Source organism: Actinoplanes sp. NPDC048796 (assembly GCF_040650035.1).
Classification (GTDB): domain Bacteria; phylum Actinomycetota; class Actinomycetes; order Mycobacteriales; family Micromonosporaceae; genus Actinoplanes.
The window spans coordinates 474,563-490,945 of record NZ_JBEZGO010000003.1 but is presented as its reverse complement, the minus strand read 5'-3'; the positions used below and the strand labels follow the sequence as shown (position 1 = coordinate 490,945).

15 protein-coding genes and 1 tRNA gene are annotated in these 16,383 nt (G+C 70.0%); 7 read left to right on the top strand and 9 right to left on the bottom strand.

What is annotated here, in order from left to right; translation table 11 throughout:
* Positions 1 to 71: 71 nt before the first annotated feature.
* A complete protein-coding gene (gene leuA / locus AB0C26_RS16005; RefSeq protein WP_360247353.1) occupies positions 72 to 1,796 on the bottom strand; it encodes a 2-isopropylmalate synthase in 1,725 nt (574 codons plus the stop codon).
* Positions 1,797 to 1,980: 184 nt separating this feature from the next.
* Positions 1,981 to 2,745, bottom strand: coding sequence for a hypothetical protein (locus AB0C26_RS16000; protein ID WP_360247351.1), 765 nt, complete (start codon positions 2,743 to 2,745; stop codon positions 1,981 to 1,983).
* Between the two features lie 177 nt (positions 2,746 to 2,922).
* On the opposite strand from AB0C26_RS16000, the gene AB0C26_RS15995 reads away from it, so the two are divergent.
* Together AB0C26_RS15995 and AB0C26_RS15990 are read left to right on the top strand one after the other, a co-directional pair.
* Positions 2,923 to 4,188, top strand: coding sequence for an aspartate kinase (locus AB0C26_RS15995; protein WP_360248265.1), 1,266 nt, complete (start codon positions 2,923 to 2,925; stop codon positions 4,186 to 4,188).
* 11 nt (positions 4,189 to 4,199) lie between these two features.
* On the top strand, positions 4,200 to 5,255 hold the full coding sequence (locus AB0C26_RS15990) for an aspartate-semialdehyde dehydrogenase (RefSeq protein WP_360247349.1): 1,056 nt from the start codon (positions 4,200 to 4,202) through the stop codon (positions 5,253 to 5,255).
* 18 nt (positions 5,256 to 5,273) lie between these two features.
* Here AB0C26_RS15990 and pyrE read toward each other — a convergent pair whose 3' ends face one another.
* Complete coding sequence (pyrE, locus tag AB0C26_RS15985) at positions 5,274 to 5,798, bottom strand: orotate phosphoribosyltransferase (RefSeq protein WP_360247347.1); 525 nt, start codon at positions 5,796 to 5,798, stop codon at positions 5,274 to 5,276.
* A gap of 92 nt (positions 5,799 to 5,890) precedes the next feature.
* Here pyrE and AB0C26_RS15980 point away from each other — a divergent pair, with 92 nt between their 5' ends.
* The 3 genes from AB0C26_RS15980 (at position 5,891) to AB0C26_RS15970 (ending at position 9,636) form a co-directional block, all read left to right on the top strand.
* Positions 5,891 to 7,051 carry an FIST N-terminal domain-containing protein gene (locus AB0C26_RS15980; RefSeq protein WP_360247345.1) on the top strand — a complete coding sequence of 387 codons (1,161 nt, stop codon included), beginning with the start codon at positions 5,891 to 5,893 and terminating at the stop codon, positions 7,049 to 7,051.
* A gap of 2 nt (positions 7,052 to 7,053) precedes the next feature.
* Complete coding sequence (locus AB0C26_RS15975; RefSeq protein ID WP_360247340.1) at positions 7,054 to 9,234, top strand: EAL domain-containing protein; 2,181 nt, start codon at positions 7,054 to 7,056, stop codon at positions 9,232 to 9,234.
* Positions 9,235 to 9,336: 102 nt separating this feature from the next.
* Positions 9,337 to 9,636 carry a hypothetical protein gene (locus AB0C26_RS15970; protein ID WP_097317520.1) on the top strand — a complete coding sequence of 100 codons (300 nt, stop codon included), beginning with the start codon at positions 9,337 to 9,339 and terminating at the stop codon, positions 9,634 to 9,636.
* On the opposite strand, the gene AB0C26_RS15965 is transcribed toward AB0C26_RS15970, so the two are convergent.
* The 4 genes from AB0C26_RS15965 to AB0C26_RS15950 all read right to left on the bottom strand — a co-directional run bounded on the left by AB0C26_RS15965 (position 9,637) and on the right by AB0C26_RS15950 (position 11,578).
* Positions 9,637 to 9,852 (bottom strand): hypothetical protein, encoded by a 216-nt coding sequence (locus AB0C26_RS15965; RefSeq protein WP_360247338.1) that lies wholly within the window; start codon positions 9,850 to 9,852, stop codon positions 9,637 to 9,639.
* A 581-nt stretch (positions 9,853 to 10,433) separates the two neighbouring features.
* Positions 10,434 to 10,778: a GntR family transcriptional regulator gene (locus AB0C26_RS15960; RefSeq protein WP_360247336.1), complete on the bottom strand. Its 345-nt coding sequence runs from the start codon at positions 10,776 to 10,778 to the stop codon at positions 10,434 to 10,436.
* Positions 10,779 to 10,820: 42 nt separating this feature from the next.
* Positions 10,821 to 11,033 (bottom strand): DNA-binding protein, encoded by a 213-nt coding sequence (locus AB0C26_RS15955; protein ID WP_360247334.1) that lies wholly within the window; start codon positions 11,031 to 11,033, stop codon positions 10,821 to 10,823.
* Positions 11,034 to 11,125: 92 nt separating this feature from the next.
* Positions 11,126 to 11,578 (bottom strand): GatB/YqeY domain-containing protein, encoded by a 453-nt coding sequence (locus AB0C26_RS15950; RefSeq protein WP_360247332.1) that lies wholly within the window; start codon positions 11,576 to 11,578, stop codon positions 11,126 to 11,128.
* 25 nt (positions 11,579 to 11,603) lie between these two features.
* On the opposite strand from AB0C26_RS15950, the gene AB0C26_RS15945 reads away from it, so the two are divergent.
* Positions 11,604 to 12,497, top strand: coding sequence for a metallophosphoesterase (locus AB0C26_RS15945; protein WP_360247330.1), 894 nt, complete (start codon positions 11,604 to 11,606; stop codon positions 12,495 to 12,497).
* 72 nt (positions 12,498 to 12,569) lie between these two features.
* Positions 12,570 to 12,646 (top strand) — tRNA-Pro (locus AB0C26_RS15940).
* Between the two features lie 628 nt (positions 12,647 to 13,274).
* Here the strand turns inward: AB0C26_RS15940 and AB0C26_RS15935 are convergent.
* Both AB0C26_RS15935 and AB0C26_RS15930 read right to left on the bottom strand, forming a co-directional pair.
* On the bottom strand, positions 13,275 to 13,730 hold the full coding sequence (locus AB0C26_RS15935; protein WP_360247328.1) for an AAA family ATPase: 456 nt from the start codon (positions 13,728 to 13,730) through the stop codon (positions 13,275 to 13,277).
* Between the two features lie 56 nt (positions 13,731 to 13,786).
* Positions 13,787 to 16,204 carry a transglycosylase domain-containing protein gene (locus AB0C26_RS15930; RefSeq protein WP_360247327.1) on the bottom strand — a complete coding sequence of 806 codons (2,418 nt, stop codon included), beginning with the start codon at positions 16,202 to 16,204 and terminating at the stop codon, positions 13,787 to 13,789.
* Positions 16,205 to 16,383: the final 179 nt, after the last annotated feature.

Genomic DNA, 16,383 nt, shown 5'->3' with positions numbered 1-16,383 from the left:
CACCAGCGTAGGAGCGCGGCGCCCGCTCCGCTCAGCAAGATCAGCCGATGGGAGTAGGCGCCGCGGAAAACCTATCGAGCGCGGTTGATCGCGCTGTTCACTGCCTTGATCGAGGCGCTGACGATGTTCTCGTCGATGCCGACCCCCCACAGTGTGCGGTCGCCCACCTCGACCTCGACGTACGCCGCGGCCTGGGCGTCGCCGCCGGAGGTCAGCGCGTGCTCCTGGTAGTCGAGCACCCGGGCCTTGATGCCCAGCGGCTCGATCGCCTGCACGAAGGCGTCGATCGGGCCGTTGCCGACGCCGACCAGCGGCCGCCGCTGACCGCGGTGGAAGACCTCGACGTCGACCTCGACCTTGCCGTCCACCGTCGACGTGCCGAAGTCGACGACCTTGAAGGCGGAGCCGAGCTGGTGCTCGACCAGGTACTCGGTGGCGAAGATGTCCCACATCTCCTGGGCGCTGACCTCGCCGCCCTCGGCGTCGGTGTGGTGCTGCACGACGCCGGAGAACTCGATCTGCAGCCGCCGCGGCATGTCGAGCTTGTGCTCTTCCTTCATGATGTACGCCACGCCGCCCTTGCCGGACTGCGAGTTGACCCGGATGACCGCCTCGTAGCTGCGGCCCAGATCTTTCGGGTCGACCGGCAGGTAGGGCACGCCCCAGGTGAACTTGTCGATGTCGACACCGGCCGCGTCGGCGTCGGCCTGCAGGGCCGCGAAGCCCTTCTTGATCGCGTCCTGGTGCGAGCCCGAGAAGGCGGTGTAGACCAGGTCGCCGACGTACGGGTGGCGCTCGTGCACGGGCAGCTGGTTGCAGTACTCGACGGCCCGCTTGATCTCGTCGATGTCCGAGAAGTTGATCATCGGGTCGATGCCCTGCGAGAACAGGTTGAGGCCCAGCGTGACCAGGTCGACGTTGCCGGTGCGCTCGCCGTTGCCGAACAGGCAGCCCTCGATGCGGTCGGCGCCGGCCAGCAGGCCCAGCTCGGCCGCGGCGACAGCGGTGCCGCGGTCGTTGTGCGGGTGCAGCGACAGCACCACCGACTCGCGCCGGGGCAGGTTGCGGTGCATCCACTCGATCGAGTCGGCGTACACGTTCGGGGTGGCCATCTCGACGGTGGCCGGCAGGTTGATGATCAGCGGGCGGTCCGGCGTGGGGTCGATCACGTCGATCACGGCCGAGCAGATCTCCAGCGCGTACTCCAGCTCGGTGCCCGTGTAGGACTCCGGCGAGTACTCGTAGAAGATCTCGGTGTCCGGGGTGTGGATCTCGGCGTACTTCTGGCACAGCCGCGCGCCGGTGGTGGCGATGTCGGTGATGCCGTCCTTGTCCAGGCCGAAGACGACCCGGCGCTGGAGTGTGGACGTCGAGTTGTAGAAGTGGACGATCGCGCGCTTGGCGCCGCGGATCGACTCGAACGTGCGGTCGATCAGGTGCTCCCGGCACTGCACCAGCACCTGGATGGTGACGTCGTCGGGGATCAGGTCCTGCTCGATGAGCTGGCGGACGAAGTCGTAGTCGGTCTGGCTGGCGGCCGGGAAGCCGACCTCGATCTCCTTGTAGCCCATCTGGACCAGCAGCATGAACATGCGCCGCTTGCGCTCGGGCGACATCGGGTCGATCAGGGCCTGGTTGCCGTCGCGCAGATCGACGGCGCACCAGCGCGGCGCGGCCTCGACGTGCTTGGCCGGCCATTGCCGATCTTTCAGGTCAACGGCGAATTGCTTCTCGTACGGCACGTAGCGCTCGAACGGCATGGTGCTGGCGCGCTGCGACGCGAAGGGACTGGACATGTGGAACTGCTCCTAAGAGAGGGCGAGGCGAGGAAGGCGGCGCGCGTCAGCTCCGCGACGAGGTGCCGGCCTGGGATGGGGCCTCGTCGCGGCAGCTAAGAAGAAGGAACGCCTGCCACATGTCGGTTGCGACGTTACGCGCTCGATAACAGCGTGGCCAGCAAGACGCCCGGATCGTGGGAAGTCAGGCCGACGGCGCGACGGAAGGCTGGGCCGGCGGCGGCGGCGGTGCGTCCTGGCCCATCGGCGGCCCGGCCACCACGGCCCCCGGCAGCTGCACAGTGGCCGGCCCGGTCGACTCGCTGACCATCTTGAGGACGCCGAAGCCGACCCGGGCCGCGGTCAGCACGCCCTCGGCCGAGTAGCAGTAGATGCCGACGTCGACCGGGTCGGCCAGCGACGCGGCGGTCGAGTCGACCGAGAAGCAGTCGCCCTTGGCGCCGGACAGCGGCTGCACCTCGGTCACCGCGATCGCCGCCTCCCGGTCGGTGAAGACGGTCAGCCACTGCCGGAAGAGCCGCTGGACCTCGAGGTCGTAATCCTTGGGCACGCGCTTGCCGGCGTCGGCGAGCTTGACGCAGGTCGGGGTGATCGGGTTGGTCGCCGAGGAGATGCTGCACTGATAGACGCCGGTGGAGATCGAGACGAGCGACACGTCGGCCGTGCCGCCCAGCGCCCCGCCGCCGACGTCCACCTTCCACGTGCCGTCGGCGCCGACCGTGGCGACCACGTTGCGGACCTTCCCGCCGCCCTGGTCCAGCGTGTAGAGCGCCGCGTACGCCTTGTCCAGGGCCGCGGCGGCCCGGCCGGCGAGCGCCACCCGGGCGTCCTGCGTGCCCGTGGCCGGGGGCGGCGCCGAGGCCGACGGGCTGGGCGTGGTGGTGCCGCCCGCGGCGTCGCCGCACGCGCCGACGGCCGTCGCGAGGAGGACGGCGGCGGACAGAGGCATCAAGCGAGGGCGCACCGAGACATTCTCGCCTCCAACGGCCGTATCGCTCGGTCCGCACGTCGGCGTGTCGTGCGTGTCCCGGGTCGCGGCGCGCCGGATTCTGGGATCGCCTGTCGGCGTCCGAGGCGGTCACGGCTAGTGTGGTGGCGATTGTTCGACGCCAAGGATTGGATCGCCGTGGCACTGGTGGTGCAGAAATACGGGGGCTCGTCCGTCGCGACCGCCGAGCGGATCAAGCGGGTCGCCGAGCGGATCGTCGCCGCCCGCAAGGCCGGTGACGACGTCGTCGTCGTGGTCTCCGCGATGGGTGACACCACCGACGAGCTCATGGACCTCGCCAACCAGGTGAGCCCGCTGCCGCCCGGCCGCGAGCTCGACATGCTGCTCACCTCGGGCGAGCGCATCTCGATGGCGCTGCTGGCGATGGCCATCCACAACTTGGGGTACGAGGCCAGGTCGTACACGGGCTCGCAGGCCGGCGTGCTGACCACCTCGACCCATGGCAAGGCCCGGATCATCGACGTGACGCCCGGCCGCCTGCGCAGCGCGCTCGACGAGGGCGCGATCGCGATCGTGGCCGGCTTCCAGGGCGTCTCGCAGGACACCAAGGACATCACCACGCTCGGCCGCGGTGGCTCCGACACCACGGCGGTGGCGCTGGCCGCCGCCCTGCACGCCGACGTGTGTGAGATCTACACCGACGTGGACGGCGTCTTCACCGCCGATCCGCGCATCGTCCCCGACGCCAAGCACATCAAGCAGATCACGTACGAGGAGATGCTCGAGCTGGCCGCCGGTGGGGCGAAGGTGCTGATGTTGCGATGCGTGGAGTACGCGCGCCGCTTCAAGGTGCCCATCCACGTACGCTCTTCGTATTCCAACAAGCCCGGCACCCTGGTCACCGGATCGATGGAGGACCCTTCCGTGGAACAAGCGCTCATCACCGGGGTCGCACACGAGCGAAGCGAAGCCAAGATCACGATCGTCGGGGTGCCGGACGAGCCCGGCGCGGCCGGACGCATCTTCGAGACCGTGGCCTCCGCCGAGATCAACATCGACATGATCGTGCAGAACGTGTCGACCGAGGGCACCGGGCGTACGGACATCTCGTTCACCCTGCCCAAGGCCGACGGCCCGACCGCGATGACCGCGCTCGACAAGATCAAGGAGCAGGTGAAGTTCAAGAGCCTGCTCTTCGACGACCACGTGGGCAAGGTGTCCCTGATCGGCGCCGGCATGCGCTCGCACCCGGGCGTCGCGGCCTCCTTCTTCGCCTGCATCGGCGAGGCCGGCGTCAACATCGAGATGATCTCCACGTCGGAGATCCGGGTCTCGGTGGTCTGCCGTGACAGTGACCTCGACACCGCGGTCCGCGCCGTGCACGACCAGTTCGAACTGGGCGGCGGCGAGCAGGCGGTGGTCTACGCGGGCACCGGCCGGTAAGAACGCCTGCCATGGCGCAGCCCACGCTCGCCGTCGTCGGAGCCACCGGCTCCGTCGGTACGGTCATGCTCGAGCTGCTCTCCTCCCGGCGCAACGTCTGGGGTGAGATCCGGCTGATCGCCTCGTCGCGGTCGGCCGGCAAGCAGCTGGGCTGTCGCGGGGAGCAGCTCACGGTCGCCGAGCTCACACCCGAGGCGTTCGACGGCGTCGACGTCGCGATGTTCGACGTGCCCGACGACGTGTCGCGCGAGTGGGCGCCGATCGTGGCCGCCCGCGGCGTGACAGTCGTGGACAACTCGGCCGCGTTCCGGATGGATCCCGAGGTGCCGCTCGTGGTCCCCGAGGTCAACCCCGAGGCGCTGCGGCACCGCCCGCGCGGCATCGTGGCCAACGCCAACTGCACGGTGATGGCCATGATCATGGCGATCGCGCCGCTGCACCGCGAGTACGGCCTGCGCGAGCTCGTGCTCGCCTCCTACCAGGCGGCCTCGGGCGCCGGTCAGTTCGGCGTGGACACCCTGCACGACCAGCTCAGCAAGGTGGCGGGCGACCGGCTGCTCGGCTCCCGGCCGGGCAACGTGCGCCAGGCCGTCGGCGACGATCTGGGTCCGTTCACAGCGCCCCTGGCGCTGAACGTGGTGCCCTGGTCGGGGGCGTTCGAGGCGCTCGGCTGGTCGTCCGAGGAGCTGAAGCTCCGCAACGAGTCCCGCAAGATCCTGCAGATACCGGCGCTCAAGGTGTCGGCCACCTGCGTCCGCGTCCCGGTGGTCACCGGCCACTCGATCGCGGTGCACGCCGTGTTCGGCTCCGAGGTCGACGCCGAGGGCGCCCGCCAGGCGCTGCGCAACGCGCCCGGGGTGATCCTGGTCGACGACCCGGAGGCGGGCGAGTTCCCGATGCCGATCGACGCGGTCGGCACCGACCCGTCCTGGGTCGGCCGCATCCGCCGGGCCATGGACGACCCGCGGGCGCTCGACCTCTTCGTCACCGGCGACAACATGCGCAAGGGCGCGGCCCTCAACACCGTGCAGATCGCCGAGATGCTGGCCGCCGAGCTCTCGAAGTAGCCCGGCGGCCCGGGTCTTCTAGGCGGCGGCTTCGAGGTCGGCGCGGGTCAACAGCGCCCGCAGGGTGATGCCGTCGGCGGCCAGCGCCTCCGTGCCACCCTCCTGCCGGTCGATGACGCACAGCGCGTGGTCGACGTGCGCGCCCAGCTTGCGCAGCTCGTTGGTCGAGATGACGACCTGGCCGCCGGAGGTCACCACGTCCTCGACCACCAGCACCCGGCGGCCGGCCACCTCGGCGCCCTCGGCCAGCCGGGCCGTGCCGTACTTCTTGGCCTCTTTACGGACGAAGGCCGTCGGCAGGCCGGCGTGCCGGGCCACAGCGGTCACCACGGCGATGCCGCCCATCTCGAGACCGGCCAGCACCTCGGTGCCCTCGGGGATCAGCACGGCCATCTGCTCGGCCAGCTTGTCGAGCAGCACCGGATCGGCCTCGAACTGGTACTTGTCGAAGTACTCGGTCGCGGTCCGGCCCGAGCGCAGAACGAACTCGCCGGTCAGCCGGCTCACGGCGCGGACCTGCCGCGCAAGGTCAGAGTCACTCACAAGGGTCTAGCCTGTCAGGCCCGCCGGGGACGGACGACAGCACCCCACAAGCAACCACTCAGCAACCGACAAATCGTGCCGATCAGAGGATCATGCAGATCAACCCGCACCGTTGGTTCGGCGTGGGCCAGAGTGGCGCCCCCGACTCCGCCCAGGCGGGCGCCGAGGCGGCGCACGCAGCCGTGGGCGGGCGTACGGCCAAGGCGGTCCTCGTCTTCGCCTCCGCGAGCCACGATCTGCCGGCCCTGCTGGCCGCCGTGCGGGCCGAGGCCGGGCCGGCGGCCGAGATCGTCGGCTGCACCTCGATGGGCGAACTGGGCAGCGCCGGAGTCACCGACGGCGGGGTATCGGTCGCGGCTCTCGGCGGCGACGGGTTCACCGTGCGGGTGAAGGTGGCGCCGATCAACCCGTCCGACCCGCGGGCGGCCGGCGCCGCGGCGGCCGACGCCGTGCACGGCCTGCACGACGAGCACCAGGTGCTGATCCTGCTGTGCGAGGGCCTTTCCGGACGCCCGCACGAGATCGTCCGGGGCGCCTACTCGGCCCTCGGCGCGACGATTCCGCTGGTCGGCGGATTCTCGGCCGACGATCGGCGCTTCCAGCGGACCTTTCAGTTCTACGGCGACGAGGTGCTCAGCGGCGTGGTGATCGGCCTCGGGCTCGGCTCCGACGGCCCGATCGGCATCGGCGTCGCGCACGGCTGGCGGCGTATCGAGCCGCCCATGGTGGTCACCAAGAGCCACGGCCCGCACATCTACCAGCTCGACGACCAGCCGGCGCTGGACGTGCTGCTGCGGCGCAACGACTTCGACGGCTCGGCCGAGGAGTTCTTCGACCGGGGACGGCAGCTGCAGCCGCTCGGGCTCTCCCGGCGCAGCGGCGAGGACATCCGGGTGATCCACGCCGGGGACGACGCCGAGCGGTCGGTCTGGGGCACCGCCGACGTGCCGCAGGGCGCGCTGGTCTGGCTCATGGAGGGCGACCGGCAGGCCCTGCTGGACGGGACCACCCAGTCCTGCGCCGAGGCGGTCGCCCAGCTCGAGCCGCTGCCGCCGCTCGGCGTGCTCGCCTTCGACTGCGGTGGCCGCCGGGCCGGCCTGATCGAGGGCGGGCTGGACGCGGAGATGCGAGCGATGCACGCGGCCCTCGGCGACGCCCCGTACGCCGGCCTCTACACGCTGGGGGAGATCGCCCGGGTGCGCGGCGCGCTCGGCATGCACCATCTGACCCTCGTCACCCTCGCCCTGGCCTGACCATGCTGGCCTGGTCGACCCATCAGCTCACCGAGTACTTCACCGCGGTCAACGCCGCCGAGGACGAGACCTCGGCGATCGCGAACGCGGTCGAGCGCGCGGCCGAGATGGTCGACGCCGAGGTCGGCGCGGTCGTGCGCGAGGGTGGCGTGCACGGGGCGTACGGCTTCGGACGGGTTGTCCCGGAAGTGGGCGTCCTGGAGGTCGCCGCCGGTCAGCCCCGGCTGATCGTGCCGAACGTAGGTGACCTGCACGCGGTCGCGAACCCGCTGGGCGATCAGGCCGGCGAGGCGCTCGTGGTGGCCCGGCTGGCCGAGCCGTTCGCGCCCGAGGAACGGCAGATGCTGCTGGGCATGGCCCAGGTGCTGGGCCTGGCGCTGCGCAGCATCCGGGTGCTGGCCGCCGAACGGCACCTGCGCGCCGAGAAGGAGCGGCAGGCAACCTCCGCGCAGACCCGTCAGAGGCTCGTGGAGACGTTGCTGACGATCCAGCGGGGGATCTCGGCCCGGCGGCCGCTCCCGGAGATCCTGGACGCGGTGACCGGCGGCGCGGCCGACCTGCTGGGCGGGGCCACGGTGACGCTGCTGCTGGCCGAGGGCGGCCCGGAGCGCCGGCTCACGATCGCCTCGACCTCGGGCGGTGGCGTGACGCCGCCGGAGGGCCTGGCCCGGGCCGCGATGGCCGGAGGAGCGGCTCTCGTACGGGTCGACGCGCGCGGCCAGATGATCGCCGCCCCGGTCCGGGTCACCGGCGAGATGGCCGGCTGCCTGGTCGCGCTGCTCTGCGGGGTGACCGACGAGAGCACCGAGCGGCGTGACCAGCTGGCCGCCTTCGCCCAGCAGGTCAGTCTGGCCCTGACCGACGCCCGCACGGTCGAGGCGGTCCGCGAGGCGCACCACGACCCGGTCACCGGCCTGCCCAACCGGGCCCTGTTCCTGACCATCCTCAACCGGGTGCTGGCCTCGCGGGCGACCGCGGAGGACCCGACCAGCGTGCTCTTCGTCGACCTGGACCGGTTCAAGGCGGTGAACGACAGCCTCGGCCACGAGGCCGGCGACCAACTGCTCGCGTTGGTCGCCCGGCGCCTGCGCGGATGCGTACGGGCGAGCGACACCATCGCCCGGCTCGGCGGCGACGAGTTCGCGGCGCTGCTGCACGACTCGCCGGTGGAGACGGCGACGCTGATCGGTGAGCGGATCGTCGCCGCGATCAAGGAACCGTTCCGGGTCGCCGGCCGGGAGATCTTCATCGGCGCCAGCGTCGGGGTGGCGGTCTCCCGGGAGGCGACGCTGAAGCCGGAGGAGCTGCTGCACAACGCGGACGTGGCGATGTACCGGGCCAAGAAGGACGGGCCGGGCCGGGTGCTGGCCTACCAGCCGTACATGCACGTCGAGGCGCTCGACCACCTGAGCCTGCGCGGCGACCTGCAACGGGCACTGCGCGAGGGCGAGTTCCGCCTGCAGTACCAGCCGCTGATCCGGCTGGCGGACGGCGAGCCGGTCGGCGCCGAGGCGCTGATCCGCTGGCACAGCCCGGCCCGCGGCTTCGTCTCGCCGGTCGATTTCATCCCGATCGCCGAGGAGTTCGGGCTGATCGTCGACATCGGCCAGTGGGTCCTGGAGACCAGCGCGGTGCAGGTCGCCCGCTGGCGGCGCGACTTCCCCGACCTGGGGCTCAACGTGAACGTCTCGGGCCATCAGCTGGTCCATCCGCGCTTCGCCGACAACGTGATGAAGGCGCTGGCCATCGCCGGGCTGCCGTCGAGCGCGGTGACGCTGGAGCTGACCGAGTCGGTGCTGATGAGCGAGCCCGACCTGGGCAAGGCGGCGCTGCATCAGTTGCGCGGGCTGGGGGTGCAGCTGTCGATAGACGATTTCGGTACGGGTTACTCGTCGCTCGCCTACCTGCGCGAGCTCCCGGTGGACGAACTGAAGATCGACCGGGCCTTCATCGCCCGGGCCGAGCTCACCGGCGAGGACCTGGCGCTGGTGCGCACGATCGTGGAACTTGCGCAGATCCTGGGCCTCCGGGTGGTGGCCGAGGGCATCGAGAACGCCGCTCAGCTCGCCGCCCTGAGGCGCCTGGGCTGCGGATATGGACAGGGCTACCACCTGTGCCGCCCGACCGATCCGGCCGAGGTGCCGGCCAAACTGGTACGGACATCGATCGCCGTGCCGGGTTGATCTTCACCCGTTGGCGTACTTGATCACCGCTCTACCGCATGCGGGATCCTTGAGGGGTACTTTTCGTCTAATTGGTACATAAGCCCCGGAAGGAAAACAACAGTGACACCCTTCGCGCTGCTCTTCCTGCTCGCCCTGGCCGGCTCCACATGCTTCGCCCTCGGCCGGGCCCTCGGCCGCGGCGAGCGCTACGAGAAGGGATACCGCGAGGGCTTCCGCGACGGCGAGACCGGCTCGCTGGCCCGGGCGGCCCGGCTCATCCAGCTGAACGACCGCCCCGCCATCGCGCCCGCCATCGAATCGATGCTCGGCCCGTACGCGGTGCCCCAGCAGCAGTTGCCGGGCCGCAGCGTCGGCCCGGCGGTGACCGCGGTTCCGGTACGGCCCCAGCTCGCCCTCTGATCAGAACAATCGCAGGGCGGCGCTGGCGGCGAAGCCGAGCACGGTACCCACGATCGCGACGATGAGCCCGAGCTTGCCGAGCCGCTCCCCGCGGCGCAGGGCCACCGCGCCGAAGACGATGCCGAGAATGCCGAGAAGCGGAATGAGAAGGAACCCGACCCCGGCCATGACGAAAGCGGCGATGCTGAAGTTGTTGCCGGCCGCCCGAGGCGCCATCGGCGGGTAGGGGTTGTAGGGCGGCGGCGCCCCGTAGGGAGCGTTCTGCGGCGCCCCATAGGCCGGTTGCGCGGCGTTGACATACGGCGGCCCACCAGGGGGCGGCGCGGCGTTGCCATAGGGCGCGGGTGGCGCCGAAAAGCCACCACCATCGGCCGGATATTGCCCGGCAGTCCCGTGAGGCGCCGGCGGCGGCGCGTACGGCGGCTGCAGGTCCCCAGCCGTAGGCGCATAGGGCGGCGGGTCTCCAGCGAGCGGCCCATACGGCGACGAACCCGCGGCGGGCTGCGCATACGGCGGTTGGCCTGAGGTCGGCGGCGGCAGTTGCCCGGAGGGCGGCCCATATGGCGGTGGGTCGGCGGCGGCCGCGTACTGGCCGGCCGGCGGGTACTCGCCGGCGGGCTGCCCGTAGTTGTATCCCGCTGTGGGATCAGGCGCGGCCCATCCCGTCTGCGGTGCGGCGGCGGGTTGGCCGCAGCTGGCGCAGTAGCCGTTCGGCTGAATGGCCGTCGAGCCACAGTTGGAGCAGGTCATCGACTTCGTCTCCCGGGTGTCGGTTTCACCCGGAAGCGATCGGCCCCTCACCGCCCGACTTGAGACCCGTCGCCACTCGATGTGCCGGCGACGGTGACGATCGTGCCGGTCGGATGAACCTCGGTCGTCCCGTCGGCCCGCGTGACCGTGATGGCCGCCGTCGACGTCGCGCTGTCACCGGGCCGGAGAGCCACCTGGCCGGGCGGCTGCAGCACGAAGGTGCCGTGCCCATGCCGTACCTCGACCATGCCCTCGTTCCGCAGAAGCGCGAGCGCACGCCGAATGGTCTCCCGAGCGAACCCGAACTCGTCGTGCAGGTCCTTCTCGGAGGGCATCCGCTGACCGGGCGCCAGCTCCCCGTCGTGAATGCGTAGACCCGATGTCGCCCCCATGCTCCGGGCCGGCGCCTTCCACCACGTCGAACGGCCAGGCGCTCAATCTCTGTGCGGGGTCTGCGGCTGGCCAAGAGCCGGGCGATGCACTCTGATCCAGGCCTCGATGTCGGCGGCTCTCCACACCCGGCCCTGGATGAGTTCGTCGTAGGGTTCCGGCCAATCGTCACGCAGGGCCAGTTGGTGCACGCGCTGGCGTGTGATGCCGCCCAGGCGGAGCCGTATCTCCGTCATGCCCATCAACTGTCTTGTCATGGAGCTACTGTACAAGCGACTACCGCAGATGTCATTCCCACAAAAAAGGACCCCGGAAACCCGGGGCCCTTCCATGCGTACACCTAAAGGGGTCAGCCCAGCTGGCGGCGAACCTCCGCGGCGACCCGGCCGCCCTCGGCGCGGCCCGCGACGGCGGCCTGTGCGGCCTTCATCGCGGGGCCCATCTGGGCCTTGCCGCTGAAGCCGCCCGCGGCCAGGGCCTCGCGGACCAGGCCGGCGATCTCGTCGTCGGTGAGCTGCTTCGGCAGGTAGCGCTCCAGGACCTCGCCCTCCGAACGCTCCTTGGCCGCCTGCTCCGAACGGCCCGCGTCGGCGAACGCGGTGGCCGCCTCTCGGCGCTTCTTGGTCTCGCGGGTCAGGACCGCGAGGACCTCGTCGTCGCTGAGGGCTCGGGCCTCGGTGCCGGCGACCTCGGCGTTGCGGACGGCGGCCAGCGCCATGCGCAGCGTGGAGGTGGTCAGCTCGTCGCGGCCCTTCATCGCGGCGTGCAGGTCATCGTTCAGGCGGTCCTTCAGCGTTCCCATGGACGGAGAAACTACTCTTTCGGTCATGCGTAAGCGCTCCTTTATCGCCCTGGGTGCCGGCCTGGCCGCCGCCGGCGGCGCGACCTTCGCCTATGCCTCGCTGGTCGAACGCAACCTGTTCACGCTGCGGCGCTTCGACGTGCCGGTGCTCGAACCGGACGCCGAGCCGCTGCGGATCCTGCACCTCTCGGACCTGCACATGATGCCCGACCAGCGACGCAAGCAGGCGTGGGTGGCCGCGCTCGGCGGCACCGACCCCGACTTGGTGATCGTCACCGGCGACAACATGGCGGACCCCGCTGCTGTTCCCGGCGTGCTGCGAGCGCTCGACCCGCTGCTCGAGGTGCCCGGCGCGTTCGTCTTCGGCTCCAACGACTACCGGGGCCCGCGGTGGAAGAACCCGCTGGAATACCTGATGCCGGAGCGCGAGTACGTGCAGGGCGTCGACCTGCCCACCGAGGACCTGCGCGCCGCCCTGGTCGACGCGGGCTGGGCCGACCTGAACAATGCCCGCACCACGCTGAAGGCCGGCGGCCGCTCGATCGAACTGGCCGGCGTCGACGACCCGCACGTCGACCGCGACGACTACCCGTCCGTGGCCGGCCCGGTCTCCACCGGCGCCGACCTCCACCTGGGCGTCACCCACACGCCCGCCTCGCGCGTCCTCGACGCGATGGCCGCCGACGGCTTCGAGCTGCTGCTGGCCGGCCACACCCACGGCGGGCAGGTGTGCGTCCCGTTCTACGGCGCCCTCACCACCAACTGCGACCTGCCCACGTCGATGGCGAAGGGCCTGCACCGCTGGCCCGGCTCCGACTCCTGGCTCCACGTCTCGGCCGGCCTGGGCACCCACCCGACCGCCCCGATCCGCTTCGCCTGCCGCCCAGAGGCCTCGCTGCTCACTTTGATACCGCGCTGACCTGCGGTTTTACGCTTCAGGGGATACCGATTTCGCGTCCGGCCGGGCGTCGGATAGTATTTCCTGGCAGCTCGGGGTGTGGCGCAGCTTGGTAGCGCGCTTCGTTCGGGACGAAGAGGCCGTCGGTTCAAATCCGGCCACCCCGACCAAGAGCAGTGCAGGTCAGGCCCGGTTACCGGAAACGGTAGCCGGGCCTGATGTGTTTTCTGTCCTCGTTCTGAGGTAGACCAGTGTTGTGCGGGATGCCCGGCCACGGCTCTCCTTCGCACACCAACACACACCGCAGCCGCGACCTGCGCCCGTGGGAAGGTCATCGGACGTCCAAGGCAGCGAAGGCACGCAGCACGGCATCGGGCGGCGCGCTGGGCCGCTGCGCTGCGAGCTCTACGGGCTGACCAGCACTGTCGCCGTCCTACCGGTGTTCGAGGTGTAGCCACGTTGGAATTGACCAACCGACGGTGCTGTTCGAGGCCGAGCCCCTTGCCTGAGCCGCCGACGACCGAGGCTGCGGTCGGATGTGGCTCGTCAATCCTTGTGCGAGGATGCGCCGTGCGGATCTCGTGGGAGCAGCGGCGTGTGTGCCGGCGGTTCGGTGTGCGCGGGGTGGCGCCTGGCGGCGGGTCGATGGTCGGGCTGGCTCTGTCGAGAGGGCCGGAGGTTCTGCCGCTCAACGCCGTGCGCCATCTGCCGAGCTGATCCCCTACCTGGCCCTGCCGCCGGGCTGGGCGGTTGTTCTCGCTCCTGGCTACGAGGACGTGTACTTCGACGAGGATCTGCTCACCGAGTAGTGGTCAGGGCTTCGAGGCGGTGGGCGACCTCGGCGGCCGGTCGGGTGGCGTCGATCTCGGTGGTGGCGGTGGCTCGGAGGAGGGGCTCGACCGTGGCCAGGTTGGCGAGGATTTCCGCCCGGTCGGCGGCGCTTTTGCCGTACGGGTTGGTGGTTCTCGCCTCGACGCGGGCCAGCAGGACGGCGGCCGGGGCGCTCAGCAGGACGATGTGGTCGAAGAGCGGGTAGAAGCGGCCCTGGTTCGACTTGCAACCGGCCACGAAGACGTCCGGTGTGCTGGTCAGCAGTTCCGTGATGGGGCCGGGACGCCAGATCCAGTCGTCGCCGGCCCATTCGCTCCACTCGTCGGTGTCCGTGTCGACTGTGTGATGGCCGCGGGCGGCCAGCAGGGTCAGGGCCGTTGATTTGCCGGTGCCGGACATTCCGGTGATCAGGATGCGGGGCATGGGCAAAAAATACGGGCGGGACGTCCCGAAGGAGGTCCCGCCCGTGTGGTTGAAGGTCAGCGGCGGCCTGGCGGCTTGGGGGCGTTGCCGGCCGGCGGGGCGCCGTTCGGCGGGGTCTGTGCCGCCTTGCCCTTGCTCACCTCGATGACGACGACGCCGCCCTTGATGGTGCGGCCGCCCGGGTCGGTGCCGGCCGCGGTGCCCTCCGGGCAGTCGGACTCGACGTCGTTGCCGACCACCGCGTCGAAGCCGGCCGACTCGATCTCGTCCTTGGCGCTGCCGATCGACTGGCAGGCGACGCGCGGGATGGAGCGCTGGTCACCCTCGGCGATCTTCTTGCTGCCGGGGACCTTGAACTGCTCCTTCGGCTTGCCCTTCATGTAGTCGGCCAGCGTCTCGTACACGGCCGGGTTGACCACGTCGTGGCTCATCCGGTCGGTGTGCTGGGGCCAGTCCGGGTTGACCAGGTAGCCGGCCACGACCAGCTTCGTGGTGCCGGTGATCAGGGCGGCCGTCTTGTCGTTGTCGGTCGTTCCGGTCTTGCCGAAGACCGGGTGCTTCACCGTCGTCTTGACCGCACGGGCCGTGGCGCCGTTGCAGTTGCCCAGCTGGGCCGAGTCGCCGACCGGGCAGCGGGTCGCGTCGAGCGTGGCCCGGGCGACGTCGGGGCTGGTCGCTCGGATGCAGCGCGGCTTGCCGATGTCGAGCTTCTCGCCGGACTGCGTGGTGATCTGCTCGATCGGCGTGGGTTCGCAGTGCATGCCGTCGCCGGGCAGGACGGCGAAGGCGTTGGCCATGTCGAGCGGCGTCGACGCCGACACGCCGAGGGTGAACGCGCCCCACTGGTTGGCCGATACCGGGTTGTTGGCGAAGTCGGCGTCCTGCTTGACGCGGAACTGCACGCCGAACCGCTTGGCCACGGCGACCACGTTCTCGGCGCCGACCCGCTCCTCCAGCGGCACGAAGTACGTGTTGATCGACTTACCGAAGGCGGTCCACATGTTGTAGACGCCCTCGCCGCCGCCACCGGAGTTGCTGGGGCACCAGAAGTGGGTGCCGGGGCAGGCCGAGTCGTTGCTCGAGTCGATGATGTAGCCCGACTTGTAGCGCTTCTCCGCCTTGATCGGGTACGCCAGCGGGTAGCCCTTCTCCAGCGCCGCGACCATGGTGAACATCTTGAACACCGAGCCGGCCTGGTAGCCGCTGATGTCGCCGCCGCCGGAGAGCAGCGGGTTGGTCGTGTTCGGGTAGGTCGCCCGTACGCCCGCCTTGGCCTTCCGCTTGTCCGAGGACAGCGGGTTCTGCGGGTGCGACGGATCGTCGAGCTTGTACCGGCGGTTGGCCGACAGGACGCGGACCTTGCCGTTGCCGGGCTCGACGCCGGCGATCAGCAGCGCGTTCTTGTTGTTCTGCGAGATGTGGTCGGCGATGCGCTTGCGGGCGTCAGCCGTGCCCTTGACGTCCATCGTCGTGACGATGCGGTAGCCGCCGCTCTTGAGCCGGCGCTCACGGTCGTACGTCGTCGCTCCGAACGACTCCTGGCTCATCCACCAGCGGTAGAAGTAGTCGCAGAAGAAGCCCCAGTTGTTGTTGGCGACCGAGACGCAGCCGTTGCTGATCGACTTGACCTTGCGCGGGATGGCTTCCTTGACGGCCTTGTCGGCCTGGGCCTGGGTGATCGATCCGGCCTCGACCATGCCGGGGATGATGTAGTTGTTCCGGCGGTCGCGGATCTGCGGGTACCCCTCCGAGGTGGTGGGGTTGAAGCTGGTCGGCGCCTTGACCATGCCGGCCAGCATGGCCGCCTGGCCGACCGTCAGGTCCTTGGGCTTCTTGTTGAAGTAGACCTGGCTGGCCGCGTAGACGCCGTACGCCTGGTTGCCGAAGGGCGCGATGTTCAGGTAGCGCTCGAGGATCTGGTCCTTCGACAGCTCCTTCTCCACCTGAAGCGCGTACTTCATCTCGTTGACCTTGCGCTTCGGCGTGTCCTTGGTGGCGTCCACGACCTCCTGCGGGTTGGTCGCCGAGTAGGCCAGCGAGAGGCGCACGTACTGCATCGTGATGGTCGACGCGCCCTGCTTGGAGTCGGACTTGCCGCTGTTGTTGACGAACGCGCGGGCGACGCCCTTGAGGTCGACGCCGTTGTGGTTGTAGAACTCCCGGTCCTCGGCGGCCACGATCGCGTCCCGCATGAACTTCGAGATGTCCTTGATCGGGACGTCGCTGCGGAACTCGTCGTAGAACTGCGAGATCTGCGTCCGGCCGTCGCGGGCGTAGATGCGGGTGATCTGGGGGGAGCTGAAGTCTTTGAGCTCACTGGGCAGTTGCGCGAACGTCTCGCCACCGGCCTTGGCGGCCAGTCCGGACATGGCGGCGGCGGGGAACGCCGCGGCCGCGACGACGACGCCGGCGAGTAAACCGCAGATCAGCAGCGAGGTCGCATTGGCGAAGATGTTGTGATCGCGTCTGCGCATCCAGGAGGTCACCCGAGCAGGGTACGCGAGGACCGCACGTGACCACACGTCAAGAGAGTCACGGTTCGCCCAGAATCAGTCTGCCCGAACAGGTGATTTTTCGTGGGGATTTGCGAAGTAGGCTTCGCGGCCTTTGCCCGGAAGAGCCGGGCTGTACGTATTTGAGGGACAACGTTGCG